A 26,198-nucleotide genomic window follows, 5' to 3' on the forward strand; every position below is an offset into this window, starting at 1 on the left:
TTATAATTCCTTTACAAAACTGCTAATTAACTTACCTAAATTTTGTGGTAAATTTTTGTCTCCCAAATTATCTTGAATATATTTCACAAAGGCAGATCCCACAATAACCCCAGATGGCCTGGTGTTAGCCATTTTTTTAGCATCTGCAGGAGTTTTGATCCCAAAACCAGTACAAACAGGAATATTTGAAATTGCTTTTATTTTATCAATAAAGTTTTTTACAGTACTTTCATCAGCAGATTTTTGACCAGTCGTTCCAGTAACTGTAACTTGATATAGAAATCCTGAGGAAATTTTTATTATATTTTTAAGCCTTTGCTCATCTGTAGTGGGTGCCACAAGTTTAATTAAAGATAATTCATTTTTATTTAAATTTTCTCTTAAAATATTTTCTTCTTTCAATTCGTGAGGTGCATCAACTACTAGCACTGCATCTGCACCAGCCTTTTTAATATCCTCTACAAAATTTGGGATAGGGTACTTGTATAGATTAGCAATATAGCCCATTAAAACTATACCCACTTCAGAATTATAGTCTCTAATTTTTTTTACAAGTTTAATTGTATCTTTTAAGGTGAAATCATTTTCTAAAACATGATCATGAGCTTTTTTAATAATCGGTCCCTCAGCAGATGCCTCTGATGTACAATAACCAATCTCTAGAATAGAAACACCATTATCTATTGCTTGTTTAATTAATTCAAAACTTGTGTCTGGATCAGGATAGCAGCCAACAAAATAGCTTACCAATTTTGTTTTTGGTGAAGATGATTGGAAAATATTTTCTAATCTCTTACTCAAAATCTTTTCCTATATGTTTTTCAATAGTATCTAAATCTTTTTCACCTCTACCACATAAAGATAGACAAATTAGGTAATCTTTTGGTTTATCTTTTGCAATTTTAAGCAAGTAAGCAGCACCTGCCATAGGTTCTAATGCTGAAGATATTCCTTCATATTTTGCAATTGTTTTATATGCATTTAAAATTTCTTCATCTGTTGCAGATGTATAGGTTACAGCTTTTTGATCATGCAAATAACTATGTAAAGGCCCAACACCAAAATATTGAATACCTGCACCTAAACTATTTCCGCCTAGAGATTTTGAACCATCATTAGATTGCAATAAGTATGTTTTCATACCTTGCATAATTCCTGGTGTTCCATGTGATAGGGCGGCAGTTTCAGCGGCTTCTACTCCAACTTTTTCTACATTTTTATCATCTAAAAATTCATAAATTGCTCCAGCAAAATTAGATCCACCTCCTACACAACCAATAATCATATCTGGAATTTTCTTTTCTTGCTTCATTGATTGTTCTCTTATTTCTCTACCAATAATACTCTGTGCAAATGCAACTATTTTTGGAAAAGGGTGAGCTGATACAACTGAACCACAAATATAAGCACTGTCAGGATCAGTTGTCCAAGTTTTAATAGCTTCAGTAATTGCCTCTTTTAAAGTGCCTGGTACAGCCTTTAACTTGGCACCGTAGTGTTTTGCTTTGATAATATTTTGATTAACTCTTTGAACATCCACATCTCCCATAATTCCAACCAATGGTAATCCAAATTTAGCAGCAACAGCAGCTGTAGCAGAAAAATGCTGACCAGCTCCACTTTCACATAACAAATACTTTTTACCCATTCGCTTTGCTAACAAAACTTGAAATAGAGAGTTATTAATTTTGTGACTTCCAGTATGATTTAAATGTTCTTGTTTAAATAATATTTTTGCACCACCAATATGTTTTGTTAGGTTTTCAGCATAATAGAGAGGCGAGGGTCTTCCGATATAATGTTTACAATGGTAGGCATATTCATCTAAAAAATCTTGATCTTTTATAGCTTCTTCAAATCCTTGGCTTAATTCATGAAGAGCGGGCATTAAAGTTTCTCCAACTGCAATACCTCCCATAGCATTTTCACCTTCGCCATAATAACCAAGTTCGTCTGGACCCGTTTTTAAAGAATTCTTACTCATATTATTTTTTTAAGAATTTAGATTATGTACTGAATTTAGAAACTTATCAATTTTATTTATATCTTTGATACCCTCTGTCTCAAGTCCTCCACTTATATCTATACAAAAGTTTTTATCTTTTAAATTTGGCACATCTTCTATTTTAATGTTACCTGCAATCATTAAAGACAGTTTTGTATTTACCTTATCTAGATAGTTGTGATCGAAAGATACTGAATTATGATAGCCTTTTGAGTCAAATAGTATTACGTCTGAAAAATCTTCAAAATCTTTGTATTTTAAAACATCTTTTTCTTCAGAGACCGTTACAACGGATATAATTTTTTTATTATATTTTTCTTTAATCGTTTTAATTTTTTGAGGCTCACAATCATAGAGCTGATAATAGTCAAAGGGCAACTCTTTAACTTTTTTTAATATATCATCATCAGGGTTAACTAAAACAGCTACATATGATGTTCTTTTTTTATCAATTTTTAACAATTCTTTTAATTGATCATCAGAGACAAATCTTTTTGATTTTGGCCAATTACAAATAAAACCAATCATCTTAGGAGGATATTTATGATTAATAATATATTTTAAAGTTTTTGTGTCTTTCACCCCACAAATTTTACAATTTTGTATCATTTCTCTAAATGATCAATGAGGTTTTGAATATTTTTTTTTATATTACCTTTTGTAATAGGTCGCCCAATTACAAGCCAGCTGCTTCCATTTTTATATGCTTGTTTTGGACTTGATGTTCTTTTTTGGTCATTGCTATTAGTGTCAAATCTAATACCAGGTGTGATGATTTCTTTTTTAAATACTTTTTTTACAATTTTCACTTCCTGAGCAGAACAAACTAGCGCATCTAATTTTGCTTTTTGTGCTAGTTTTGCCTGTTGTAAAACTAAATTTTTAATATCTTTGTTAAAACCAATTTCTTTTAAAGATTTATTATCAAGTGAAGTTAAAATAGTGACACCAATAAGTTTAATTTTGCCTGCTACTTTTTTTGTAGCTTTTAGAGCATCCAAACCAGAACTTATGTGCATTGTTAGATAATCTATATTTAAATCTTTGAGTGCTTTTACAGCTGAGACACATGTATTTGGAATATCATGTAGCTTTGTATCAATGAAAACAGTTTGATTTTTGATTTTACTTATAAAGTTTCTTCCATCTTTAGAATTTAAAAATTCTAATCCAAATTTATAGCCAATTTCTAATTTTGAGGTAATTTGTGTTTTTCTGATTATCTCTTTAGCTTTTGATATGCTTGATGTATCACATGCTATAAAAATTTTGTTATTCATCATTTAATGCATTAAACATTTCTTTAGACATTTTCCATTGTATAGTTTTTTTTTCAGGAACCTCAACTTTTTCACCAGTTTTTGGATTTCTTCTCAATGATTTTTTTTGTGTATTTGTAGAAAATACACCAAACTTTCTTAATTCAACTCTTTCACCTCTTTTAAGAGATAATTTAATTTCCTTTAAAATTATATCTACCAATAAATGCAAATCTTTTTTTCTGAAATTTGGGTAATTTTTGTGTAATTGGTCTAATAATTTAGATTTTACTATAGACAAAATTTCTTGTTTTACTCTTTTTCTTTCTTCTTTAAATCTTCAGAAAGGGATGAGAAAGGAAGATTTTTTCCAGATGATTCTGTTCCATACTTATCTAATGCCTCTTTTCTCTCAATTTCCTCAAGTAATTTCATGCTTAGTGAAATTTTTCTTTTATTTAAATCTAATTCTGAAATTGCACAATCAACTTTTTCACCACCAGTAAATCTAGATGGTCTTGCATCTGCAGCGCTAATTGCAATTTGGGATTTCTTAATTAAGAATTCCAACTCACATCCCTCTGGTTTAACAAAAATACCTTTATTGTCTGTAGAGATAATTTTTACAGTTATGATTTGATTTATTTTTTTATCTTTAAACCATTCTATTGGGTCAGGATTAACTTGCCTGTGTCCAATTCGAATTTTTTGTTCGTCTGGTTTAATTTCAAGAACTTTAACTTTAATTTTGTCACCCTTTTTATAATTTGATAATTCTTTTTCACCATTATTAGAGTATGTTAAATCGTTACAATGCAAGAAAGCTTCTAGATCAAACCCATCGAATTTAACAAACAAAGAATATTCATTTTTAGCGTTAACTACACCATCTATAATAGTACCTACAGGGTTATTTTTTTCAAAAATCTCATACGGGTTTTCTTGAGTTAATTTATAAGAAATAGCAACTCTTCTTTTGTCTTTATCTATTTCAGTAATTACACAATCTATTTCATCACCCACTTTAAATAGTTTTTTTGCAGACACATTCTTTTTGTTCCAACTTAATTCGCTCGAATGAAGCAAAGTTGTTAAACCAGGTTCAAGTTCACAAAAAGCTCCAAAGTCCATAATTTTTTGAACTTTAACTTTATAAATTTTATTTAATTCATAATTTTCAATATGATCAAACGGATCAGGTGATAATTGTTTTACACTACAACCTACTTGTAGTTTTTCTTTATCTACTGAAATAACCTTTAAGTCGTGTTTTTCTCCAATATTGAAAACTTCATCAGGGTGATTGACTCTTGAATAGGAAATTTCTTGTAAGTGAACAAGCACATCAAGTTCCCCATTAACACTAAAAAAACATCCAAAAGAACTATATCCTTTAACTTCAGCATTTTTTATTATGTCACCAACATTGTATTTTTCTATTATTTTCGCTTTATCTTCCTTTTTAAAAGAAGAAACAATTTCTTTTCTTGAAACGCAAGCATTACCTCTAACTTTGTCTAGCTTAATTAAAGCAAATTTCTGAGGTTCATTCATTAGATGACTAATATCTTTCATTGGCTTATCACTTATTTGTGAACCAGGTAAAAACATTAATGACCCAGTATCTATATGTTCGACAATACATCCACCTTTGCACTTAGATGTAATTTTTCCCATTATAGGCTCTTTATTTTCATAAGCTTCAACAAGTTTCTCCCATCCTTTAATTTTTTGTGCTTTACTGGCTGATACTAAAACTTCACCATTTTTATCTTCTATTTTTTCCAGAAGAACTGGTATTGTTTCACCTATTTTAATTTTTTCAGTTAAACCAATGCTTTTAAGTTCATTGATATCTAAAACTGGCTCACTTTTTAATCCGTCAATAAATAAAAAGACGAATTTTTCTGTAATGTTGTTGATTTTACCTTCAATTATTTTACCCTCTTCAATATTGATTTTTGAGAGTTGGTTGCTTAAAAGTTTTTCAAATTCCTTGGATGACGCGCTTGTTAAATCTTTATAAATTTCCATTATTTTTTAGTTTATTATCTATTAATTTTTTTATTTTTAAAAAACACGCTCTTTTAGTTAAATTTGAGGTATTTATCAATATAGAATCTTTAGTTTTCTTAAGAGGAGCAACTTTTCGATTAAAGTCACTATAATCACGATTTTTGATGCTTTTTAACACTTTTGAATAAGTAATATTTGTATTTAATTTCTTTAATTCTTTAAATCTACGTAAAGCCCTGACTTTTAAATTAGCGGTTATAAAAAACTTAAAATCAGCATCGGGTATTATATTGTAAGTTATATCTCTGCCATCAAGACAAGAGCCACTATAATTTGAGGGAGGATTGTAGGCAGCCTTAATCTGAATATTATGTACAATATTTCTTACATTTATATTTTTTGAAATTATAGATGCTTCCGTGCCAACTTCATCAGAAATAAGCTCCTTTTTTTGTAAATCATTGATGTTTAGTCTACTAATTTTTTTCTTTAGAAAAGATAAATTAAATTTTTTTGGATACTTTAGTCTGTAATATGCTGCTAATCGATAAAGTTTTCCAGTGTCTACATATAAAAGATTAAAGCTTTTAGCTAATTGTTTTGCTAAAGTTCCTGCCCCAGCTGCTGCAGGGCTATCAATTGCTATTTTAAGAATTTTTTCTCTTTTTTTCAAAGAATTCTTCCACCAACTTTTTTTATTAATCTTATAAATTCAGGAAAAGAAGTTTTAACAGACTCTGGATTGTATATTTTCCAATTTCCTCCTAATGAAAGAGCCACAATCACAGATACCATAAAAATTCTATGGTCTTTCATAAAATCTTTAATAACAATATTTTTGTTAATCACTAATTTTGGATTTCCCCAAATTTTGATACCGCTATTTTTTGTAAATTGCGCTTTAATTCCAATTAATTTCAAAATTTTGAGTCCCCAATCCAATCTTTTAGACTCTTTTTTGTTCAATTCTGATAATTTATAAAAGTAACTTATTCCATTACTTAATCCAGCAATAATAAATAACAATAAAAATTCATCTATAGCTGAACTATTATACTTTGGATTTAATTTTATAGATCTAAAGTTTTTTGTATATTTAACAATTATATCAGAAACTTCTTCACCATTTATTTTTTTTTTATTTTCATAATTGATATTTGCTCCCATCAATTTTAAAATTTTTATGAAACCAGTCCTTGTTGTGTTAGTATTAATATTCTTTAATTTAATTGAAGCATTTTTAGTGAGCAAGGTAAGTGTAATGAAAAAAGCTGCTGATGATATATCACTGGGTATTTTGTAGTTAAATGAATTAAATTCTTTTTTTCCTTTAATTTTTATTTTATCAAATCCATTTTGTTTTTTTGTTTTGATTGGCACTTTTAAAACATTTTTAAACATAAGCTCAGAATGATTTCTAGAACTTTTACATTTTAAGTAAGTCAAACCATCTGTTTTAAGCGCTGCAATCATTACAGCTGATTTACATTGCGCAGACCCTAAATTTTCAGAATATTTTATTGGTCTAAGATTTTTTGCCTTATCAATTATTACAGGAAGAAAGCCATTATTACTTTTTATATCTGCACCAAACTTTTTTAATGGAACTATAACTCTCTTCATATCTCTTTTAGATAGAGATTCATCTCCTATAATTTTAATTTTTTTATCTGTATCGATTACTGCGGAAAGAAATAACCTTGCACACGTACCAGAATTCCCAGCATCAAATATTAAATTTTTTTTATATTTGTAACCTTTAAGACCTTTTCCATAAACAGAACATATATTGTTGTTTAGATGCACTTTTATTCCAAGTTTTTTAATACAATTAATGGTGTTTATAACATCCTCAGATTTTAAAATATTTTTTGCTGTGCTTTTTCCATTTGCAAGAGAAGATAAAATTACAAATCTTATACTTAATGATTTATCCCCAGGTAAATTAAGAGATTTACATGTAATTTTTTTTAATTTTTTTTTGATTTCAATGTAATTTTTCAATTTATGTATTATTTAAATTTAAAATTTTCTCCAAAATAATATTTTGTTGCGTCTTTATTATTTATAAGTTGATTAGGAGTACCCTCTGCAACAACTTTTGAGTTAGATAAAATAATAGCTTTGTCACAAACTGCTAGCAAATCTCTTGCCTGATGATCTGTTATTATAATTGTTAAATTATATTCTGTTTGTAAGGTAACAATTATATTTTGAAGCATTTGTATTGTCTGAGGGTCTAATGCAGCTAATGGCTCATCCATTAATAAAATTTCAGGATCACCTAGTAAACTCATACTTATCACTAATCTTCTTTTCATTCCTCCACTTAAAAATTTTGCTTCTATTTTTCTAACAACATCTAATTCAAACTTTGAAATTAATTGTTCAATTTTAGATTTTCGTTCTTTGCTGTTTTTTATTTGAATTTCTCCAACAGCATTTAAATTGTCTTCAGTAGATAAGTCAGAAAAAAAACCTCCAATCTGTGGTACTAGAGAAATTTTAAATTTTTTTGATCTCTCATATATTGGGTATTGTGATATGTCTTGGTTATTAATAAATATTTCACCTGAATTTGGTTTTACTAATCCTGTGATAATATTCATCAAAGAAGATTTTCCAGCACCATTAGGCCCAAGTAATCCTATAACTTGACCCTTAGAGATATCTAATGAAATATTATCAAGAACAATATGTTTTTTATTAAATGATAGTGAAATTTTTTTTAATGAAATTAGTGGTTTCTGCTTTTTAATTTTTGTAATCCTAAATTTTTTTATAACTGACATTTTTAATAATTTTCAATTGTAACTTTTTTTTTATTATCAAGCATATATACTTTTGAATCTAGAGTTATCAAATCAATTTCTACTACATCAGAATTTATTTTATAATCCTCTCTCAAAATTTTTATATTACCTGTTAAAATTGCTTTATTTTGGATTTTTTTTGGATTTTTAATTAGTTCTTGCTCAGATGCGTCTAAAACTATGTAAAGTTCGTCACCATATATTTTTTCATCATTTGAAATTATTGTTACATTTTCTAAAAATTTAGTTTCAAAGCTTTTATTGTCAAAATCAGCAAAATTAGAAACAATATTAATTTGCTGTCCATCAATTGTATTTATTTGACCTTTAACATTGGTTAAAAAAAGTTGATTAGAGTTTTTAGCATCAATCTCACCATAATCTGCAACTAAAGAAAAAGTGTCACCTTTTTTATTTTTTGAATTATATTTAATGTTTCTAATTAAGTTTTGGTTGTTATCGATTGAATCTTCTTTAATTTCAATTTTATCTTCTTTTTTATTTTTAAAAAAGTAATTAAAAGTAAAAGTATATATAAAAAAAATTAATATTGTGAAAAGAAAACCTTGAATGAATACTTTCTTATTCATTAACTATTTAATATCTGACTCTAAAAGATTATGTATATGAATTATGCCAATAGTTTTATTTTTTTGTGGTTTTTTATAAACACAAAGACTAGTTATTTTTTTTTGATTCATTATAGAAAGTGCACGCGCAGCCAAAGAATCTTTTTCTATTGATATTGGTTTCTTTGTCATAATATTTTTTATTTTTATTTTTCCAAAATTTATTTTTTTTTGTAAAACTCTTTTAATATCCCCATCAGTCAATATACCTGTTGTTTGTAATTTACTGTTTCTTATTATTAGAACTCCAAGTTTTTTATTTTCCATTAAATTAATTGCTTTTTTCATTTCATAATTTTCATTAATAAATGGTATTTTATTTTTGATAAGCATACAATCCTCAACAGTTCTTAATTTTTTTCCAAGAGATCCTGCTGGATGAAACTTTTTAAAATCTAATTTATCAAATTTTTTTAATTGCATTAGTGAAATTGCAATTGCATCACCCAAAGCTAATTGTGATGTTGTACTTGAGGTTGGAACAATCCCATAACCTGACTCCTGGACCTCAGGTATAAATAATTTTATATTTGAATTTTTGTATAAAATTGAATTTTTTTTGGAAACAATTCCTATTAGTTTTATTTCATTCCTATTTGCATACTCAATTAAATTTTTTAACTCTTCTGTGTTGCCAGAATAGCTGATTAAAATCAAAATATCTTTTTTGGATATACTTCCTAAATCTCCATGAGAGCAATCACCTGCTGAAAGTGTAAATGATGGTGTGCCTATAGAAGAAAGCGTTGCAGATATTTTTGAAGCTATTAATCCACTTTTTCCAACTCCACATAAAATCACTTTGGATTTGCATTTACTAATTTCTTTAACGGCAATATCAAAAGAAGCTGAAAGTGAATTTTTAAGATTTTGTAGAGCCTTTATTTCAAGTTCAATTACTTTTTTTCCTATGTTGCGATAACTTTTATTTTTCATATATAAAAAACTTAATGTGCCCAAATATCATCTTTAAATAACGCCAAATCTAATTCAACTCTAGTATTTAAGAAATTTAAACACTGCTTGTAAAGATTAATTCTATTTTCTCTAATTAATATTTCTTCAAGTTTAGAATGTATTTCGTGTAAAAATATTACATCGTTTGCACAATATTTTAATTGAGCTGAAGTTAGCTCTCCTCCAAAGTCAGAACTTTGAAATTGTTTGCTAATATCAACATTTTTAAATTCTTTAATTAGTGTTTTTAGCGAATGATTGTCAGAGTAAGATCTCGCAAGTTTTGATGCAATTTTCGTATCAAGTATATTTTTTGTTTTTGCTTTTAAATAATACTTAATATGAGCAAGATCAGCCCTTCCATAATGGAATATTTTTGTCACATTTTCATTCTCTAAAATTTCTTTAAGATTTGGAGCAATATAATTATTTCTGTCTAGTTGAATTATGTGAGCATCATTTTTTCCACTAGAAATTTGTATTAAACATAAAGGATCTCTTTTAACGTTAAGACCCATGAATTCACCATCTACAGCTATTACATTGCCTAATTGCAAATCATCTGGTAAATCATTTTTATGAAGTTTTATATCAGTAGACATTTATAGAGTGTATATATGAAAGCAAAAAATTGTCTAATTTTTGGTGGAACCGGTCAAATTGGAAGTAATTTACTTCGAAAATTAGCAAAAAATAATTTTAAAGTTACTGTTGTTACAAGAAATTTACATCAAAAAGGAAATTTTATTAAAACCCAAGCAAATGCCGGCTATATTGAAATAATAGAAGCTAATCCATTCGATGAAAAATTTATTCGACCATTATTTAAAAAAGCAGATATTTGCATCAACTTAGTAGGTATTTTATTTGAAAAGGGTAAAAATAATTTCAAAAATATACACACAAACTTTCCTTCATTGCTGGCATCTCTATGTAAAGAGTATGAATTAGATCAATTTGTACATATATCTGCACTAGGGATAGATGATTCTCCTGAATCAAAATATGCAGTTAGTAAGCTTAAAGGAGAAGAAATTATAAAAGAATTTTTTCCAAGCACTACAATATTAAGACCCTCTGTTGTGTATTCTGTAGATGATAATTTTACGACAACTTTTATGACTTTATTAAGTCGACTTCCTATATTCCCTCTTTACTACAATGGTCAAACAAAATTTATGCCTATACATTGCTCAGATTTAACAGACATAATTTTTAAAGTATTAATTGATGAAATTAAATCTGAATTAATTGAATGTGGTGGCCCTGAAGTTTTAAGTTTTAAAGATATAGTTGAGACTTTGATGCAATTAATCCAAAAGAAAAGATTGTTGTTACCATTGCCATTATTTTTTGGAAATATTATTGCCAAAACTATGGAATTCCTTCCTAATCCTTTGTTAACAACTGACCAATTGAAATTATTGAAACATGATAATGTCTATTCAAATAAATTAAAAACTAATTCAAGTATAGGAGTACCTAGCAAAAAGATATTTAGAGACGAAGTAAAAAAATATTGCTACATGTGGAAAGAAGGTGGGCAGTTTTCTACAGAAAAGTATTTAAATAAATAACAAAAATTCTATGCTGATTTAATTTTTTTCTCTATAAAATCAGGAACGTCATCTTTAGCAACAAATTCATCTTTTTTGCCTTTAGGTTGATAAGCATATAGTAAATGTAATTTGCAATAAGAGAAATCCTTTAAAGATGATCTTCCACAAAAATAGAAGCTTTTTTCGTTAGGATGTCCTATAGGCCATTTACAAGAATTTTCATCTAGCTCTTCTAGTTGCTTTGGATTTTCTGGTTCAAAATCATTTTCAATAATTAAAGATTTAAATTTACTTTTTCTTGATCTTTTTTGACTAGGATCTGAATTTAAATTTGCACCAGAGTTATAATTATTACCTGAAGATCTTGTTTTAATTTTTGCAGACAAATTTAGACGATGAGCTTTACCGATTACTGCATTTCTACTTACGCCGCCAATAATTTCAGCAATTTGACTTGCCGTATTGCCTTTTCCCCATAATTCTTTTAATTTTTCAACTTTTTCGTTAGTCCAACTCATATAATCAACATATTGTGCAGGTAATTTTCATAAATACTATATAAAGTTAAATTATAATATTAAACAACATATAATTTAAAGTTATTAACAATACTAATTTCAATTTAAAATTGTATAAAAATAAAAACAAATTTTATGAGCAACTTAGTAAAAAATTACAACCGAAAGAAAATTTCTTTTTCACGAGGAAAGGGAAGTTATTTATATTCAACTGATGGAAAAAAATATTTAGATTTTGTTCAAGGTATAGCAGTAAATTCGCTAGGACATTCTAATCCAAACCTAATAAAGGTATTAAAAAATCAAGCTCAAAAAATTTGGCATGTATCTAATGCATTTATAATTCCAGAGGGAGAAAAATTAGCAAAAAAATTAGCATCAAAAACATTTGCTGATTATGTAATGTTTCAAAATTCTGGTGCAGAGGCCACTGAAGCTGCGATTAAATGTGCAAGACGTTATTTTTATTCTATCGGTAAACCAAAAAAAAATAGAATTTTATGTGTGAAAAATTCTTTTCATGGAAGAACAATTGCTGCAATTCATGCAAGTGGCTCTAAAAAAATGACAGAAGGATTTGGCCCAAAAATCAGTGGATTTGATCACTTTATTTTTGGAGATCATAAATCCTTTAAAAAAAAAATCACTAAAAACACTGCCGCAATAATGATTGAAACAATCATGGGAGAAGGAGGTATTAAGGTTATACCTGATTGGTGTTTAAAAGAGATAAGAAAAATCTGTTATAAAAAGAAAATTTTATTAATTTTAGATGAAGTTCAATGTGGCATAGGAAGATCTGGAGACTTTTTTGCTTTTGAGAGATCAAAAGTTAAACCAGATATTGTGCCAATTGCAAAGGGTATTGGAGGTGGTTTTCCAATTGGTGCAGTTTTAATGAATAAAAAAGTTGCATCTGCAATGATACCAGGCACTCACGGAACGACTTTTGGTGGAAACCCTTTAGCTATGAGTATAGGAAATAAAGTTTTCGATATTATCTCAAATAAGAAATTTTTAAAAAATGTTAAAATGAAGTCAAATTACTTTAATCAAAAATTGAATGAAATTAAAAATAAATACCCAAAAATTATAGATCAGATTAGAGGCAGAGGTTTACTTATTGGCGTAAAATTAAGAGTAGATCAAACTGAATTTATTAAAAAATTAATGGAAAATAAATTACTAACAATTAGAGCTGCTGAAAATGTTGTGAGAGTCTTACCACCTTTAAATGTTAGTAAAAAAGAAATTGATCAGGCAGTTAAAATTTTTGATAAAGTTTGCAAAACTTTTTAGTTCTATGAAACATTTTATCCATCTTAAAGATATATCTTCCACAGATTTAAGAAAAATTCTAACTGATGCGAAAAAGAGAAAGAGTCTAAGAAAAAAACTTAATACTTTAGATGTGGATAAAAATTCACCTTTAAGAGGAAAATTACTAATTCAAATGTTTGAAAAGTCTAGTTTAAGAACGAGGTTAAGTTTTAATTTAGCAATTAAACAATTAGGAGGTGGAACAATCACCCTTAGATCAAATGAATTACATCTCGGACAGGGTGGAGAAAGTCTTGAAGATACTGCAAAAATTTTATCAACATATGGGGATGGTTTTATGCTTAGAACTGATGATGATAAAAAAATAGATAATTTTGCGAAATTTTCCAATATACCTGTAATTAATGGATTGAGCCCATCTTCTCACCCTACTCAAATTTTATCAGATATATTTACTGTCGAAGAATTGACTAAAAAAAATATATCAAAATTAAATATTTGCTGGATAGGTGACTCTAATAATGTTTTGAATAGTCTTATTGCTGCATCTGTAAAATTTAAATTCAATTTAAATATTGGATGTCCAAATAATTATTTACCCAATAAAGCTATTCTTAATTGGGCAAAAAAACATAATAAATTTATTAAAGTGAACAGTGATCCAAAAATTTCTATTAAAGATGCTGATGTTGTCTTTTCTGATAAAGTGATATCTCTCAACGATAAAGTTAATGTAAAAAAAAAATTAAAAGACTTTAAAAAATATAAAATCACCAGTTCACTTTTTAAATATGCAAAAAAAAAATGTATATTTCTACATTGTCTTCCCAGAGGTAATGAAGTTGATAATAAAGTTTTCCAAAGTAAAAACTCTCATGTATGGCTACAAGCACTCAACAGAGTTCATGTGCAAAAAAGTATATTACTGTTTTGTTTCGGTAAATTAAGGTAGTGGTAACGGACTATCAGAGTTAGAGTTTAGGTATTTTATAACAGATGCTCTGTCTGCTTCTTTTCTAAGACCCGCATAAGCCATTTTGGTTCCCTTAATATGTTTTGCGGGTTTTATCAAAAATCCATTTAACTCTTCAAATGTCCATTCTTTTTCATAAGCTATTAGCGCTTTAGAATATTTGTAGTCCTCAACTCCTCCAACTTTTCTTCCAACAACATTATATAGAGCTGGGCCAATTTTATGTTTGCCACCCTTATTAATTGAATGGCAAGCTGCACATTTTTTGAAAATTTTTTCACCACTTGCTACATCACCTAATGCCATTAGAGCGGCAATATCTACAACTTTTTCAACAACTTCAGTTGTTGTAATTGAGCTACCAGATGCTTGTTCAACTTCAACTGCGTAACCTGGTGTTTTTGGTTTTTCTACATAGAATAATATATTAGAAACCTTACCTATCCCAATTACTAAAAGAGCAACTAGTAAAACAGCAGCAATAATTTTATTTATTTCGAATGAATCCATTTTATAATATTGAAAGTACGTATAACATGTAATCTTAAAAATAAACTTATTTTAACTGGATAATTTTGCCTCTGTATAATCCATAGAACAATGAAAACACTTGTAATAATACCGTCTAGAATGTCAGCAACACGATTACCTGGCAAACCTCTTCTAAAAATAAATAATATTTCTATAATTTCTACAGTATATAAAAAAGCTGTGGAAGCCGATATTGGTGATGTAATTGTAGCTACAGAAGATCAAGAAATAATAGACGACGTAAAGAAAAATGGAGGTGAAGCGATTTTAACCGATAATAACCATAAAACTGGCACAGATAGAATATATCAAGCTCTCAAAAAATATAATCAAAAAGATATCGATTTTGTGATGAACATTCAGGGAGATGAGCCAATGATTAATATTGAGGATATAAAAAGTTTGAATATTAAATCTCACAATGAACATTCAAGCATGAGTACATTAGCTTCTATAATTGAAAATCAAGATGATCTTAAAAATCAAAATGTAGTGAAAGTTAAAACTAATGAAATTCTTAATACTCAAAATTTTCCTACAGCAGTTAAATTTCAAAGAATGATTGATCTTGAAGAAAAAGTTTATCATCATTTAGGCATTTACTGCTATTCAGTAAGCACTTTAGAAAAGTTTATTAATTTACCCCAAACTGAAAATGAAAAAAAAAATAGACTAGAACAATTAAGAGCTTTAGATAATGGAATTGATATAAATGTGTCATTAGCAAAATATAGTCCAATAGGGGTTGATACTTTGGAAGATTATCTAGCTATAAAAAAAATAATGGAATATAAAAATTGATATGAAAAAAATTTATTTTCAAGGAACTTATGGAGCTTATTCTCATATTGCTTCTAAAAATATCGATGAAGATGCAGAAGTAATTCCCTGCAAAACATTTGATGAATGTTTTGAAAAAGGAACATCAGATCCAGACTCTAGAATAGTAGTCCCAGAATCGAATAGGATTACAGGAAATATTGGCATTGAATATTTAATTTTTAAATACAGATTAAATATTTATGCTGAATACTTTCAAAAAATAGAACATAATCTTTTAGGAACATCAGACTCTGATTTAAGAGATATTAAAGATGTTTACTCACATGCTCAAGCGCTATCTCAATGCTCAAATTTTATAAAAAAAAACAATTTGATTGAACATGTTAGAGCAGACACAGCTGGATCAGCAGAAATGGTTTCAAGTTTCAAAGACAAAAGTAAAGCTGCTATAGCTTCAGTTTTAAGTGCAGAAACTTATGGCTTGAAAATATTAAAGAATAATATTGAAAATGAAAAAGGAAACCTTACAAGATTTTTGGTAATGGGTAAAAATATTTACCAACCGGAATTTAAAGAAGAAAAATATATAACTTCATTTTTATTTAAATTAAAAAGTAAACCTGCTGCGTTGTATCAATCATTAGGAGGGTTTGCCATTAATGGTGTTAACTTAACGAAATTACAAAGTTATCCAGAAAAAAATTCATTTGATTCTTATTTCTTCCTTTGCGATTTAGATGGACATATTGAAGACACCAAAGTTCAAAAGTCTTTAGAAGAACTTGGTTTACATTGTGAGGATTTTCACGTTCTAGGTGTTTTTGAAGCTTCTAAGACAAGAAGTAAAAAATAATCTTTTCTTGAAGAAAATAAAAATTTACTGCTATAATAGTTTTGGAGGCTAGAGGTGGGTGCTGCTTGAACCCGACCAGATCTTAACGGAAGCAGTCGTAGAGACAGTTATTCAGGTTCTAGTCTCCTTGTAATTTTATGAATAAAAATAATAAAGTTTTAGCTTTAAAATATAGACCATCAACTTTTGATGAATTAATTGGCCAAGAGGTAATGGTTGAAACAATAAAAAATTCAATTCTTTCAAACAAAACACCTAATGCATATTTATTTACAGGTATTAGAGGAGTAGGAAAAACAACAACAGCAAGGATTGTTGCAAAGGCTCTAAATTGTATCAATGGAGTGGAAAAAATTTGCAAAGAAAATCTGTGTGAAAATTGTGAAGCTATTTCAAATTCTAATCACATTGATGTTTTAGAAATGGATGCTGCTAGCAAAACTGGCGTGGAAGATGTTAGAGATTTAATTGAATTTTCTAGATATGGACCAACTTCAGCTAAATATAAAATTTTCATCATTGATGAAGTTCATATGTTGAGTAAACAAGCTTTTAATGCGTTATTAAAAACTTTAGAAGAACCACCAGAATATCTAAAATTTATTTTTGCAACAACCGAAATTAAAAAAATTCCTATTACTGTTGTTTCCAGATGTCAAAGATTTGATCTTTCCAGAATTAAATCTTCAGAATTATTTGATTTTTTAAAACAAATATCTTTAAAAGAGAATGGTTTAATTTCTGATGATGCTCTTAAATTGATTGTAAAAATTTCAGAAGGCTCAGTGAGAGATTCGTTATCTTTGTTAGATAGAGGTTTGTTATCAAATTCTGAAAATGAAGAATTGTCTCTTGAAAAAGCACAACAAATTTTTGGCTTCTTTGATAAATCTAAATTAATTGAGTTGTTTAAATTTATTTTTGAAGGCAATGAAGCAAAAGTAATAGATATATATAGAAAAATTTATGATCAAGGAGTTGATCCAAAAGTATTCATAAATGATTTTCTTGAACTTTTATATTATTTTAAAAATATTAATTCATTAACAGTAGAAAGTACAAACTTTGCACTTAATGATGTCGAATTTAATGAAATCAAAAAAATTTCTGAAAATTTAGATAGCAGTTCTTTAATTCTTTTTTGGCAATTTACTATTAAAACATTAGGAGAACTTGATATTGTTTCAAATCAAAACTTAACTATTGAAATGTTCTTGTTGAGATTGATTTATTTAACCGGTGTTAAAGAAAACAAACCTCAAACACAAAAAAAATTAAAAGATGAGACCAGTGAAAAAGTAGAATTACCAGAAATAAAAAGTGATGGAAATTCGAATTCGAATAAGACAATCAATCAAATAAAAAATATTTCTCAAAATAAAGAAACTGAGCCTAAGAAAGAAACATCAAAAATAGAAAGTATAAATACTTTTAAAATAACCTCGTTTGATGATTTGATAAAAATTTGTAATGAAAACAAAGAAATAAAATTAAAATACGAATTAGAAAATAATGTAAATTTAGTTAAGTTTGAAAAATTAAGAATTGAAATTTCATTTAATGAAAAATTAGACAAAAACTTTATTAAGGATTTAACATTTAAATTGCAAGAATGGACAGGCGAACGTTGGATAATTACATTAAGCAAAGCCACAGGTGAAATTTCTTTAAAAGAAAAATTAAAAAAAGAAAAAAATCAAAAAATAGAAACAATTCAAAAATCAAAATTTTTTTTAGATTTAAAAGAGAAGTTTCCGGATATTAAGCTTATAGACATTAAAGAAAAAAGTGAGGATAAATAATAATGACAGATTTTACAAAGATACTAGACAAAGCTAAAGAACTAGAAGCAAAAATGAAAGAAAGCCAAGAGAAAATTAAAAATATAAAAGTTGAGGGTTTCTCAGGATCCAATGCAGTTAAAGTAATTTTAGATGGCGAAGGTGAAATGTGTAAAATTGAAATATCAGATGAAATTTTGAAAGAAGATAAAGGTATTATAGAAGATTTAATTGTAGCAGCTCATAACAATGCGAAATCTGAATTAAAATCAAAAACGAACGAAGAGATTTCCAAAGCAGCTGGTGGTTTTAATATTCCCGGATTTAAGTGGCCTTTATAGTAGATGCAAAATATTAATGAGATAGAAGAGTTAATTAGAGTAATTTCAAAATTACCAGGATTAGGACCAAAATCTGCAAAAAGAATTGTTTTAAAACTTATAAATAATAAAGATGAACTGGTAAAACCTATGGCAAACACTCTTGCACAGGTCTATAAAAATGTAACTAGATGTCAGTCATGTGGATCTTTAAAATCAAACATTACAGGTTGTTTAAATTGTGAAAATCTTAAAGAGAAATTTAATAAAATTTGTGTCGTAGAAGACATCGCTGATAAATGGTCAATTGAAAATTCAAGCATTTTTAAAGGTTATTTTCATATTCTTGGAGGAACGATCTCTTCAGCAGGTGTAAACAAAGAAGATTTATTAATAAACTCATTAGTTGAGAGAGTAAAAAAAGAAAAAATTGAAGAGGTAATTATTGCAACTAGTGCAACTGTTGAAGGTCAAACAACAGCATATTACATTCAAGACAGTTTGAAAAATACTTCAGCAAAAATAACAAAATTGGCACAGGGATTACCAGTTGGTGGTGAGATAGAAAGTTTAGATGATGGAACTTTGTATTCTGCTTTTAAATACAGATCAGATTTAAAAACTAGTTCAGATTAGATTTAATTTCTAATCTATTTTGATGCAATAAGGGTTCTGTATAACCTGAAGGTTGTTTAGTGCCCTTAAAAATTAAATCACAAGCAGTTTTAAAGGCAATAGAATTGTCAAAATTTTCACTCATTTTAATATACTTAGGATCGTTTTTGTTTTGTTCATCAACTACTTTTGCCATTTCTTTCATTATTTCTGTAACTTGAATTTTTGTGGTTACTCCGTGATGTATCCAGTTTGCAATGTGTTGTGAAGAAATTCTTAATGTTGCTCTATCTTCCATTAAACCAATATTATTTATGTCAGGAACTTTTGAACATCCAACACCTTGATCGACCCATCTTACTACATAACCCAACAGTGTTTGAGCAGAATTGGAAATTTCCTGATTTATTTCATCTACAGACCAGTTCGGTCTATCAGCAACTGGAATTGTCAATAAATCATCAAGTTTAGCTTTTTGTCTTTTTGTTAATTCTTTTTGAACATTAAATATATCAATCTCATGATAATGAAGAGCATGAATTGATGCAGCCGTAGGCGAAGGAACCCATGCACAATTTGCTCCTGCTTTAAGATGACCAGTTTTTTGTTCTAGCATATCTTTCATCTTATCTGGCATTGCCCACATACCTTTTCCTATTTGTGCTTTACCAGAAAATCCACACGACAATCCAATATCAACATTATTATTCTCATAAGCTTGTATCCATTTAGAAGATTTCATGTCACCTTTTTTAATCATTGGACCAGCCTCCATAGATGTGTGCATTTCATCACCTGTACGGTCTAAGAAACCGGTATTAATAAAGAAGACTCTATTTTTTAAAGATCTGATACACTCTTTAAGATTTGATGAAGTTCGTCTTTCTTCATCCATAATTCCGATTTTACAAGTATACTTTTCTAGACCTAGCACTTCTTCAACTTTTGTGAAAATTTCATCTGTAAAAGCAGTCTCATCTGGTCCATGCATTTTTGGTTTAACAATATAAATTGAACCAGTTCTAGAATTACCTTTTCTTTTAAAATCATGAAGAGCTGCAGCTGTAGTAACGAATGCATCCATTAAGCCTTCTGGAATTTCACTTCCATCTTTTAATAAAATTGATGGATTAGTCATTAAATGTCCAACATTTCTTATTAGCAACAAACTTCTTCCATGAAGTTTTAATCCTTTACCATCTTTTGAAATATAACTTCTGTTTGGGTTTAATTTTCTCTCTAATGTTTTACCTTCTTTCTCAAACCGACTAACTAGATCACCCTTCATTAAACCCAACCAATTTCTATAACAAAGAACTTTATCTTCAGCATCAACTGCAGCAACACTATCTTCGTTATCACAGATAGTAGAAATAGCAGACTCCAAAATGATATCACTTATACCAGCATGATCCTGTTGCGCACTAAATGCTCTTGGATTTTTTAATATCTCAATATGAAGGTTATTATTTTTTAGAATTATTGCAGAAGGGTTGTCTGCTTCTCCACGGTGACCTATAAACTTATTTGTTTCTTTTAATGTTGTAACATCAATACCTTTTAAAACTTTCAATTCACCATCTTGAATTGCTGTACCAGTAATTTTTTTCCAACTAAAATCGTTTAAAGGAAAATATTTATCTAAAAATTCTCTTCCATATTTAATTACAAGTTCTCCTCTTTCAGGGTCATATCTTTGTGATGTACTATCTTCAGATTCTTCAATTACATCAGTTCCATACAAAGAATCATATAAACTCATCCATCGAGCGTTTGCAGCATTTAGGGCATATCTTGCGTTCATTATTGGAACAACAAGTTGAGGTCCAGCTACAGATGTGATTTCTTTATCAACATTTTTGGTTTCAATTTTAAAATCAGGCCCTTCTTCTTTTAAGTACCCTATATCTTTAAGAAACTTTTTATAATTTTCTAAATTTATTTCATTTCCCTTATTTGCTTTATGCCAGTCATTAATTTTATTTTGAATATCTTCTCTAATATTAATAAGCTCTTTATTCTTGGGTGCCAACTCATGTATGACTTTATCAAAACCTTCCCAAAATTTTTCAGGCTTAAGATTTGTTCCTTCTAAAAGCTCTTTATTTACAAAATCAGCTAAAATTTCTGAAACTTTTAAATTTCCAATATTTTTGTATGTATTAGTCATTGCGCTAGAGGTGATATAAGATGAGAATTTGCTAATTCAATCATTTTGTTGCCTTTTTTTGATATTATGTGACTATATTCACATAATTCATGAAAAATTATTTAAGTTTTGAAACAGATATAAAAAATTTAGAAGCAGAATTGGATAAACTTAAAGATCCATACAACAAAGAAAACGGTATATCACAAGTAGACACTTCTAAAATTGCTGATACTCAAAATGAATTAAATTCAAAATTAAAAGAAATTTACTCAAATTTAGATCCATGGCAAACAACTTTAGTTGCGCGTCATGAAGATCGACCTAAGTCAAAATATTTTATCGATAATTTATTCGAGGATTTTATACCTTTATCAGGAGATAGATACTATGGAGAAGATAAATCAGTACTAACAGGTTTTGCAAAGTTTAATGGAATCTCAGTTTTAGTTATAGGTCAAGAAAAAGGGGAGAACTTAGAAAGTAGAATAGAGAGAAATTTTGGAATGATGCGTCCAGAGGGATATAGAAAAACTATTAGACTTATGGAGCTAGCAAATAGATTTAATATTCCTATAATTTCATTCATTGATACACCAGGTGCTTATCCTGGGGTTGGAGCTGAAGAAAGAGGACAAGCAGAAGCTATCGCCAAATCAATTGAATGTTGTATGAAGTTAACTGTGCCAACTATTTCAATTGTAATTGGAGAAGGAGGATCTGGTGGTGCTATCGCGCTAGCATCTTCAAGTAAAGTTGTAATGTTAGAAAATGCGATTTACTCAGTTATTTCACCTGAAGGGTGTGCAACAATTTTGTGGAGAGACCCAAAAAAAATGTTGGATGCTGCAAAAGCAATGAAATTATCTGCAGGAGATTTATTAGAATTAAAAGTCATAGATGAGATAATCCCAGAACCCATTGGAGGAGCACACAGAGATAAGGATAAAATTTTAGAAAGCGTTTCTGAAAGTATCAAAACAAATCTAAGTTTTTTTAGTGAAATGTCACCAGAGCAAATTTTGGATCACAGAAAATCCAAATTTTTAAAAATTGGTAGAGAAAAAGGATTCATGAGCGATGTTAGTGAATTAAGCAGTTTAAATAAAACTGATAAAAACTTGGAGTCAGTGATTTCAAATTTTAAAAATTCGAAAAAACAACAAATTATCTTAGGCGTAGTAGTTATATCGATTTTAGCAACCCTAGCTTATATTTTATAAAGCACCACAACAATTTTTAAACTTTTTTCCTGTAGCTTCGCATCTATCATTTCGTGAAATTTTTTCTCCTTTTTTTAGTAGTAGCAAACATTTTGGATCATTAGAAACATTTTGAGCTAAATTTGTTTTTTCTTGAACTTGTTTTATGACTTTTAAATTCAAAAGCACAGTTACAAAATCTACCTTGAGTTTATCTAGTAATGCCTCAAATAATTCAAATGCTTCTTTTTTGTATTCAACCAATGGGTCTCTTTGACCGTATGATCTAAGTCCAATTACTTGTCTAAGTTGTTCAAGATACTGGATGTGTGATTTCCAATTAACATCAATAGATTGTAAAAAAATTCTTTTTTCAATTTCTTTTGCTTGATCTTCTCCAATTTCTTTAATTCGATCTTCTCTGGATAAATTAAATTGATTAGTAATCTCTTTCTTTAATTCTTCATCTGATTTTATTGAGATCTCCTTTAGTTTTTCTTCATTTATATTTTTTCCTAATAAACCTTTTATCTTATTTTCAAATTCTAAATTTTTTATATCTGTTTTTTTCTTGAATTTTAGTCTTATACATTCGCTAATAATTTCATTTAAAAATTCATTTGAATATTCAAAAATATTATCTGAATTCATAGCATTTTTTCTTTGTGAAAAAATCACATGCCTTTGATCATTTAATACATTATCAAATTTAATAAGAGTTTTTCTTATATCAAAATTCCTTGCCTCTACTTTTTGTTGAGCTCTCTCTAACGCTTTATTAATCCACGGATGATCAATACTTTCTCCATCTTTCAAGCCAAGTTTTTCTAAAATATTATTCATAGACTCCGAACCAAAAATTCTCATTAAATCATCTTCTAAACTTACAAAAAAAACAGAACATCCTTCGTCTCCTTGTCTACCTGATCTTCCTCTGGCCTGATTATCAACTCTTCGAGATTCCATCCTTTCTGTTCCGATAACAAATAACCCTCCAAGTTTCTTAATTTTCTCTTTTTCTGTATCTAAACTTTGATCTTGATTAGAATCTTTTTTTCCACCTAATTGAATATCAACACCTCTACCAGATATACTTGTTGTTATAATTACTGATTTTTCTTTTCCGGCATTCGCGATTATTTCTGCTTCATTCGCATGATTTTTAGCATTCAAAACTACATGTTTGATGTTTTCTTTTTTTAATAATTCTGAATAAATTTCTGACTTATTAATACTGGAAGTAAAAACTAACTGTGGTTGACCATTTTCATAACATTCTTTGATTTGATTTATGATTGCAATATTTTTTTCTTTTTCAGTTCTAAATATTTGATCATTATAATCTTTTCTGATCATTGGCTTGTTTGTTGGTATAACAACAACATTAAGTTCATAAATTTCAAAAAACTCTTGAGCTTCAGTTGCAGCAGTTCCTGTGCAACCAGCTATTTTTTTATAAAGTCTAAAATAATTTTGATATGTAATTGATGCCAAAGTTTGATTTTCTACTTGAATTTCAATTCTCTCTTTAGCCTCTAGAGCCTGGTGTAATCCATCACCATATCTTCTGCCTTCTAAGATTCTACCCGTTAATTCATCAATGATTTTTAAAGTTCCATCTTTAACAATATAGTCTTTTCCTTTTTCAAATAAATGGTTGGCTCTTAAAGCCTGATTAACATGATGAACCAATGTTAAATTGGCTGGGTCATAAAAATTATTATTTTTTAATATTCCAGCATCAGAAAATAATTTTTCTACATTAGTGATACCAGTATTTGTTAACAATATGTTTTTGTCTTTCTCATCAATATCATAATCCTCTTTTTTTAATTGTTTAACCAAACTATCTATAGCAAGATATTGGCTTGTCCTGTCTTCAGCCGCACCAGATATGATAAGAGGAGTTCTTGCTTCATCAATTAAACAAGAGTCAATTTCATCAACTATTGCAAAGCTGTGCTCTCTTTGAACCATTTCTTCAGTTGAGAATTTCATGTTATCTCTTAGATAATCAAAGCCAAGCTCACTGTTAGTTGCATAAGTTATATCGCAATTATAATTTTTCTTTCTTTCAAAATCATCTTGGTCATTATTGATATAACCTGAGGTAATACCCAAAAAGTTATATACTAAACCCATTTCAATCGAATCTCTTTTTGCTAAATAGTCATTTACAGTAACAATATGAACACCTTTTCCACTTAGAGCATTTAAATAAGCAGCAAGTGTAATTGTGAGAGTCTTTCCCTCACCTGTTCTCATCTCTGAAATTTTACCTTCATGAAGAACAACACCACCAATAATTTGAACATCATAATGTCTTTCATTTCGAGTTCTCTTAGAAGCTTCTCTAACTAATGCAAAAGCTTCAGGTAATATTTTATTTAAATCATGACCATCTTTTATCTTATTTTTTAATTCTTCAGTCTTTTTTGGAAATTCTTCATCTCTTAATTTACTTATTTCCTCTTCAAGTTCGTTTACTTTATCTACTATAATTGAAATTCTATCTAATTCTTTTTGATTCCCAGATTTAAAGAGTTTTGATACAATTTTAAGAGGATTAAGCATTAGTTTTTGATTTAATAATTAATTATTAACTTTAATATAATTATTAAATTTATAATTTAAATACAATGGGAATTAATTTTAAAAATCTATTTACCTCTCAAAAAAACAAGTCAAAGATGGGTGATTATCAAAACCTAGATCATATTGATGGCGTAGCAATTTCTTCAGTTTCTGCAAATTTATACAATACTTCTCGAGATGATTTAGTGATGTTTTATTTTAGAGATGGCGCTAATCATGCATCTGTATATACGCAGTCTAAAATTGTGTCTGAAAATATCAAATGGAATATAGATCAAAAAAATGAAAAAATATTTTCACTTTTAGTTAATACAAGAAACGCTAATGCCTTTACTGGTGCTAAAGGCTATCAAAGTATGCAAAAATTAGCTGAAATCATTTCTTCAGAACTTAGTCAAAAACAGAAGGATGATGACAATAACCCAGACCATATTAATCCAAATCAAATTTTATTTGGCTGTACAGGAACTATAGGAGAGCCTTATCCATTTGAGAAAATAAAAAAGAAAATTCCTGATTTAATAAATCAAATAAAATATACACAAAATAAATATATTTGGACAAAAGCAGCATTGGGCATAATGACCACAGACACAAAACCCAAGTTAGCAATGGCTGAGTGCGACATAGGTAGCACAAAAGTAAAAATTTATGGAATCGCAAAAGGTTCAGGAATGATACAACCAAATATGGCTACAACCTTGTGTTATATTTTTACAGACGCAAAAATTTCTAATGAAATTTTAAAAAAACTTTTAACGAAGAATATTTCTAATACATTTAACGCAATTAGTTGTGATGGAGACACAAGCACAAACGATATGGTAACAATATTTTCAACTAATAAGGCACCCAATAAAAAAATTGCCAACATAAATGATAAAAAATTAGAAGAGTTTGATCAAAGCTTGAATGAAGTTTTGTTAAATTTAGCCAAAAGAGTAGTTGCTGATGGTGAGGGAGCTTCAAAGTTTGTAACTATCAATGTTAATAATTGCTCTTCAGAAACTGATGCAAAAAAAATTGGTTTTTCAATTGCAAACTCAGCTTTAGTAAAAACAGCAATAGCCGGAGAAGATCCTAATTGGGGAAGAATTATTATGGCAATTGGAAAATCTGGTGTTGATTTAGATTTATCAAAATTGTCTTTAAGATTTGGAGATGAGAAAATAATTATCAATGGAAAATTAAATGAAAAATATGAGGAAAATACTGTAAAGGAATATATGAAAAATTATGCAATTGATATTGATGTGGATATTTCAACAGGAAAAAAAAAATTTACAACATATACAATGGATTTAACAAAAAAATATATTGAGATTAATGCAGATTACAGAAGTTAATCTATCTTGAAAA

26 protein-coding genes are annotated in these 26,198 nt (G+C 28.4%); 10 read left to right on the forward strand and 16 right to left on the reverse strand.

Going from position 1 to position 26,198, the window contains the following annotated elements; genetic code table 11:
- The 12 genes from trpA to ACTT90_RS04895 are packed head-to-tail and all read right to left on the reverse strand — an operon-like array spanning position 1 to position 10,281.
- Complete coding sequence (gene trpA, locus ACTT90_RS04840) at positions 1–801, reverse strand: tryptophan synthase subunit alpha (RefSeq protein ID WP_440937695.1); 801 nt, start codon at positions 799–801, stop codon at positions 1–3.
- On the reverse strand, positions 794–1,984 hold the full coding sequence (gene trpB, locus ACTT90_RS04845; RefSeq protein WP_440937696.1) for a tryptophan synthase subunit beta: 1,191 nt from the start codon (positions 1,982–1,984) through the stop codon (positions 794–796). Before trpB ends, trpA begins: the two co-directional genes overlap by 8 nt.
- Positions 1,985–1,993: 9 nt before the next feature.
- Positions 1,994–2,614, reverse strand: coding sequence for a phosphoribosylanthranilate isomerase (locus ACTT90_RS04850; RefSeq protein ID WP_440937697.1), 621 nt, complete (start codon positions 2,612–2,614; stop codon positions 1,994–1,996).
- Positions 2,611–3,288 (reverse strand): orotidine-5'-phosphate decarboxylase, encoded by a 678-nt coding sequence (gene pyrF / locus ACTT90_RS04855; protein ID WP_440937698.1) that lies wholly within the window; start codon positions 3,286–3,288, stop codon positions 2,611–2,613. Before pyrF ends, ACTT90_RS04850 begins: the two co-directional genes overlap by 4 nt.
- Complete coding sequence (locus ACTT90_RS04860) at positions 3,278–3,565, reverse strand: HU family DNA-binding protein (RefSeq protein WP_440937699.1); 288 nt, start codon at positions 3,563–3,565, stop codon at positions 3,278–3,280. The genes pyrF and ACTT90_RS04860 overlap by 11 nt, the downstream gene beginning before the upstream one ends.
- An 11-nt stretch (positions 3,566–3,576) precedes the next feature.
- Complete coding sequence (locus ACTT90_RS04865; RefSeq protein ID WP_440937700.1) at positions 3,577–5,298, reverse strand: S1 RNA-binding domain-containing protein; 1,722 nt, start codon at positions 5,296–5,298, stop codon at positions 3,577–3,579.
- Positions 5,285–5,953 carry a (d)CMP kinase gene (locus ACTT90_RS04870; protein ID WP_440937701.1) on the reverse strand — a complete coding sequence of 223 codons (669 nt, stop codon included), beginning with the start codon at positions 5,951–5,953 and terminating at the stop codon, positions 5,285–5,287. Before ACTT90_RS04870 ends, ACTT90_RS04865 begins: the two co-directional genes overlap by 14 nt.
- Positions 5,950–7,284, reverse strand: a complete 1,335-nt coding sequence (gene aroA / locus ACTT90_RS04875; RefSeq protein WP_440937702.1) for a 3-phosphoshikimate 1-carboxyvinyltransferase — start codon at positions 7,282–7,284, stop codon at positions 5,950–5,952. The genes ACTT90_RS04870 and aroA overlap by 4 nt, the downstream gene beginning before the upstream one ends.
- 8 nt (positions 7,285–7,292) lie before the next feature.
- Positions 7,293–8,072: an ATP-binding cassette domain-containing protein gene (locus ACTT90_RS04880; RefSeq protein WP_440937703.1), complete on the reverse strand. Its 780-nt coding sequence runs from the start codon at positions 8,070–8,072 to the stop codon at positions 7,293–7,295.
- Between the two features lie 2 nt (positions 8,073–8,074).
- Positions 8,075–8,683: a hypothetical protein gene (locus ACTT90_RS04885; protein ID WP_440937704.1), complete on the reverse strand. Its 609-nt coding sequence runs from the start codon at positions 8,681–8,683 to the stop codon at positions 8,075–8,077.
- Between the two features lie 3 nt (positions 8,684–8,686).
- Complete coding sequence (locus ACTT90_RS04890; protein ID WP_440937705.1) at positions 8,687–9,658, reverse strand: KpsF/GutQ family sugar-phosphate isomerase; 972 nt, start codon at positions 9,656–9,658, stop codon at positions 8,687–8,689.
- Between the two features lie 11 nt (positions 9,659–9,669).
- Positions 9,670–10,281 (reverse strand): ribonuclease D, encoded by a 612-nt coding sequence (locus ACTT90_RS04895; RefSeq protein WP_440937706.1) that lies wholly within the window; start codon positions 10,279–10,281, stop codon positions 9,670–9,672.
- 15 nt (positions 10,282–10,296) lie between these two features.
- On the opposite strand from ACTT90_RS04895, the gene ACTT90_RS04900 reads away from it, so the two are divergent.
- Positions 10,297–11,256: a complex I NDUFA9 subunit family protein gene (locus ACTT90_RS04900; RefSeq protein ID WP_440937707.1), complete on the forward strand. Its 960-nt coding sequence runs from the start codon at positions 10,297–10,299 to the stop codon at positions 11,254–11,256.
- An 8-nt stretch (positions 11,257–11,264) separates the two neighbouring features.
- On the opposite strand, the gene ACTT90_RS04905 is transcribed toward ACTT90_RS04900, so the two are convergent.
- Positions 11,265–11,756 carry a GcrA family cell cycle regulator gene (locus ACTT90_RS04905; protein WP_440937708.1) on the reverse strand — a complete coding sequence of 164 codons (492 nt, stop codon included), beginning with the start codon at positions 11,754–11,756 and terminating at the stop codon, positions 11,265–11,267.
- Between the two features lie 135 nt (positions 11,757–11,891).
- On the opposite strand from ACTT90_RS04905, the gene ACTT90_RS04910 reads away from it, so the two are divergent.
- Both ACTT90_RS04910 and argF read left to right on the forward strand, forming a co-directional pair.
- The gene (locus tag ACTT90_RS04910) at positions 11,892–13,055 is read left to right on the forward strand and encodes an aspartate aminotransferase family protein (protein ID WP_440937709.1); all 1,164 of its coding nucleotides are present in this window, start codon (positions 11,892–11,894) and stop codon (positions 13,053–13,055) included.
- Between the two features lie 4 nt (positions 13,056–13,059).
- On the forward strand, positions 13,060–13,989 hold the full coding sequence (argF, locus tag ACTT90_RS04915; protein ID WP_440937710.1) for an ornithine carbamoyltransferase: 930 nt from the start codon (positions 13,060–13,062) through the stop codon (positions 13,987–13,989).
- Here argF and ACTT90_RS04920 read toward each other — a convergent pair.
- A complete protein-coding gene (locus ACTT90_RS04920) occupies positions 13,981–14,520 on the reverse strand; it encodes a c-type cytochrome (protein ID WP_440937711.1) in 540 nt (179 codons plus the stop codon). The genes argF and ACTT90_RS04920 overlap by 9 nt on opposite strands.
- A 90-nt stretch (positions 14,521–14,610) precedes the next feature.
- Here ACTT90_RS04920 and kdsB point away from each other — a divergent pair, with 90 nt between their 5' ends.
- From kdsB to recR, 5 genes are all read left to right on the forward strand, one after another.
- Positions 14,611–15,342: a 3-deoxy-manno-octulosonate cytidylyltransferase gene (gene kdsB, locus ACTT90_RS04925; RefSeq protein ID WP_440937712.1), complete on the forward strand. Its 732-nt coding sequence runs from the start codon at positions 14,611–14,613 to the stop codon at positions 15,340–15,342.
- A 1-nt stretch (position 15,343) separates the two neighbouring features.
- A complete protein-coding gene (locus ACTT90_RS04930; RefSeq protein WP_440937713.1) occupies positions 15,344–16,177 on the forward strand; it encodes a prephenate dehydratase in 834 nt (277 codons plus the stop codon).
- A gap of 137 nt (positions 16,178–16,314) precedes the next feature.
- Positions 16,315–17,979 carry a DNA polymerase III subunit gamma/tau gene (gene dnaX / locus ACTT90_RS04935; RefSeq protein ID WP_440937714.1) on the forward strand — a complete coding sequence of 555 codons (1,665 nt, stop codon included), beginning with the start codon at positions 16,315–16,317 and terminating at the stop codon, positions 17,977–17,979.
- A gap of 2 nt (positions 17,980–17,981) precedes the next feature.
- A complete protein-coding gene (locus ACTT90_RS04940) occupies positions 17,982–18,299 on the forward strand; it encodes a YbaB/EbfC family nucleoid-associated protein (RefSeq protein WP_014953728.1) in 318 nt (105 codons plus the stop codon).
- 3 nt (positions 18,300–18,302) lie between these two features.
- Positions 18,303–18,914, forward strand: a complete 612-nt coding sequence (gene recR / locus ACTT90_RS04945; protein ID WP_440937715.1) for a recombination mediator RecR — start codon at positions 18,303–18,305, stop codon at positions 18,912–18,914.
- Here recR and ACTT90_RS04950 read toward each other — a convergent pair.
- Complete coding sequence (locus tag ACTT90_RS04950; RefSeq protein WP_440937716.1) at positions 18,901–21,063, reverse strand: malate synthase G; 2,163 nt, start codon at positions 21,061–21,063, stop codon at positions 18,901–18,903. The two genes, recR and ACTT90_RS04950, sit on opposite strands and share 14 nt — an antisense overlap.
- An 89-nt stretch (positions 21,064–21,152) precedes the next feature.
- Between ACTT90_RS04950 and ACTT90_RS04955 the strand changes: the two genes are divergently transcribed.
- Positions 21,153–22,265 (forward strand): acetyl-CoA carboxylase carboxyltransferase subunit alpha, encoded by a 1,113-nt coding sequence (locus tag ACTT90_RS04955; RefSeq protein ID WP_440937717.1) that lies wholly within the window; start codon positions 21,153–21,155, stop codon positions 22,263–22,265.
- Here the strand turns inward: ACTT90_RS04955 and secA are convergent.
- The gene (gene secA, locus ACTT90_RS04960; RefSeq protein ID WP_440937718.1) at positions 22,260–24,818 is read right to left on the reverse strand and encodes a preprotein translocase subunit SecA; all 2,559 of its coding nucleotides are present in this window, start codon (positions 24,816–24,818) and stop codon (positions 22,260–22,262) included. The two genes, ACTT90_RS04955 and secA, sit on opposite strands and share 6 nt — an antisense overlap.
- Before the next feature lie 65 nt (positions 24,819–24,883).
- Here secA and argJ point away from each other — a divergent pair, with 65 nt between their 5' ends.
- Complete coding sequence (gene argJ, locus ACTT90_RS04965; protein ID WP_440937719.1) at positions 24,884–26,185, forward strand: bifunctional glutamate N-acetyltransferase/amino-acid acetyltransferase ArgJ; 1,302 nt, start codon at positions 24,884–24,886, stop codon at positions 26,183–26,185.
- Positions 26,186–26,198 lie beyond the last annotated feature (13 nt).

The sequence above is a fragment of the Candidatus Pelagibacter sp. genome (assembly GCF_052049935.1).
In the GTDB taxonomy this organism is placed as follows: Bacteria; Pseudomonadota; Alphaproteobacteria; order Pelagibacterales; family Pelagibacteraceae; genus Pelagibacter.

Coding starts and splice junctions, on each gene's coding strand:
- pyrF (WP_440937698.1), bottom strand. CDS start 3,288: ATGATGAATAACAAAATTTTTATAGCATGTGATACATCAAGCATATCA.
- ACTT90_RS04850 (WP_440937697.1), bottom strand. CDS start 2,614: ATGATACAAAATTGTAAAATTTGTGGGGTGAAAGACACAAAAACTTTA.
- ACTT90_RS04885 (WP_440937704.1), bottom strand. CDS start 8,683: ATGAATAAGAAAGTATTCATTCAAGGTTTTCTTTTCACAATATTAATT.
- ACTT90_RS04895 (WP_440937706.1), bottom strand. CDS start 10,281: ATGTCTACTGATATAAAACTTCATAAAAATGATTTACCAGATGATTTG.
- ACTT90_RS04920 (WP_440937711.1), bottom strand. CDS start 14,520: ATGGATTCATTCGAAATAAATAAAATTATTGCTGCTGTTTTACTAGTT.
- ACTT90_RS04910 (WP_440937709.1), top strand. CDS start 11,892: ATGAGCAACTTAGTAAAAAATTACAACCGAAAGAAAATTTCTTTTTCA.
- argJ (WP_440937719.1), top strand. CDS start 24,884: ATGGGAATTAATTTTAAAAATCTATTTACCTCTCAAAAAAACAAGTCA.
- secA (WP_440937718.1), bottom strand. CDS start 24,818: ATGCTTAATCCTCTTAAAATTGTATCAAAACTCTTTAAATCTGGGAAT.
- ACTT90_RS04865 (WP_440937700.1), bottom strand. CDS start 5,298: ATGGAAATTTATAAAGATTTAACAAGCGCGTCATCCAAGGAATTTGAA.
- dnaX (WP_440937714.1), top strand. CDS start 16,315: ATGAATAAAAATAATAAAGTTTTAGCTTTAAAATATAGACCATCAACT.
- trpB (WP_440937696.1), bottom strand. CDS start 1,984: ATGAGTAAGAATTCTTTAAAAACGGGTCCAGACGAACTTGGTTATTAT.
- ACTT90_RS04955 (WP_440937717.1), top strand. CDS start 21,153: ATGAAAAATTATTTAAGTTTTGAAACAGATATAAAAAATTTAGAAGCA.
- ACTT90_RS04880 (WP_440937703.1), bottom strand. CDS start 8,072: ATGTCAGTTATAAAAAAATTTAGGATTACAAAAATTAAAAAGCAGAAA.
- kdsB (WP_440937712.1), top strand. CDS start 14,611: ATGAAAACACTTGTAATAATACCGTCTAGAATGTCAGCAACACGATTA.
- recR (WP_440937715.1), top strand. CDS start 18,303: ATGCAAAATATTAATGAGATAGAAGAGTTAATTAGAGTAATTTCAAAA.
- argF (WP_440937710.1), top strand. CDS start 13,060: ATGAAACATTTTATCCATCTTAAAGATATATCTTCCACAGATTTAAGA.
- ACTT90_RS04950 (WP_440937716.1), bottom strand. CDS start 21,063: ATGACTAATACATACAAAAATATTGGAAATTTAAAAGTTTCAGAAATT.
- ACTT90_RS04905 (WP_440937708.1), bottom strand. CDS start 11,756: ATGAGTTGGACTAACGAAAAAGTTGAAAAATTAAAAGAATTATGGGGA.
- ACTT90_RS04890 (WP_440937705.1), bottom strand. CDS start 9,658: ATGAAAAATAAAAGTTATCGCAACATAGGAAAAAAAGTAATTGAACTT.
- ACTT90_RS04930 (WP_440937713.1), top strand. CDS start 15,344: ATGAAAAAAATTTATTTTCAAGGAACTTATGGAGCTTATTCTCATATT.
- ACTT90_RS04900 (WP_440937707.1), top strand. CDS start 10,297: ATGAAAGCAAAAAATTGTCTAATTTTTGGTGGAACCGGTCAAATTGGA.
- ACTT90_RS04940 (WP_014953728.1), top strand. CDS start 17,982: ATGACAGATTTTACAAAGATACTAGACAAAGCTAAAGAACTAGAAGCA.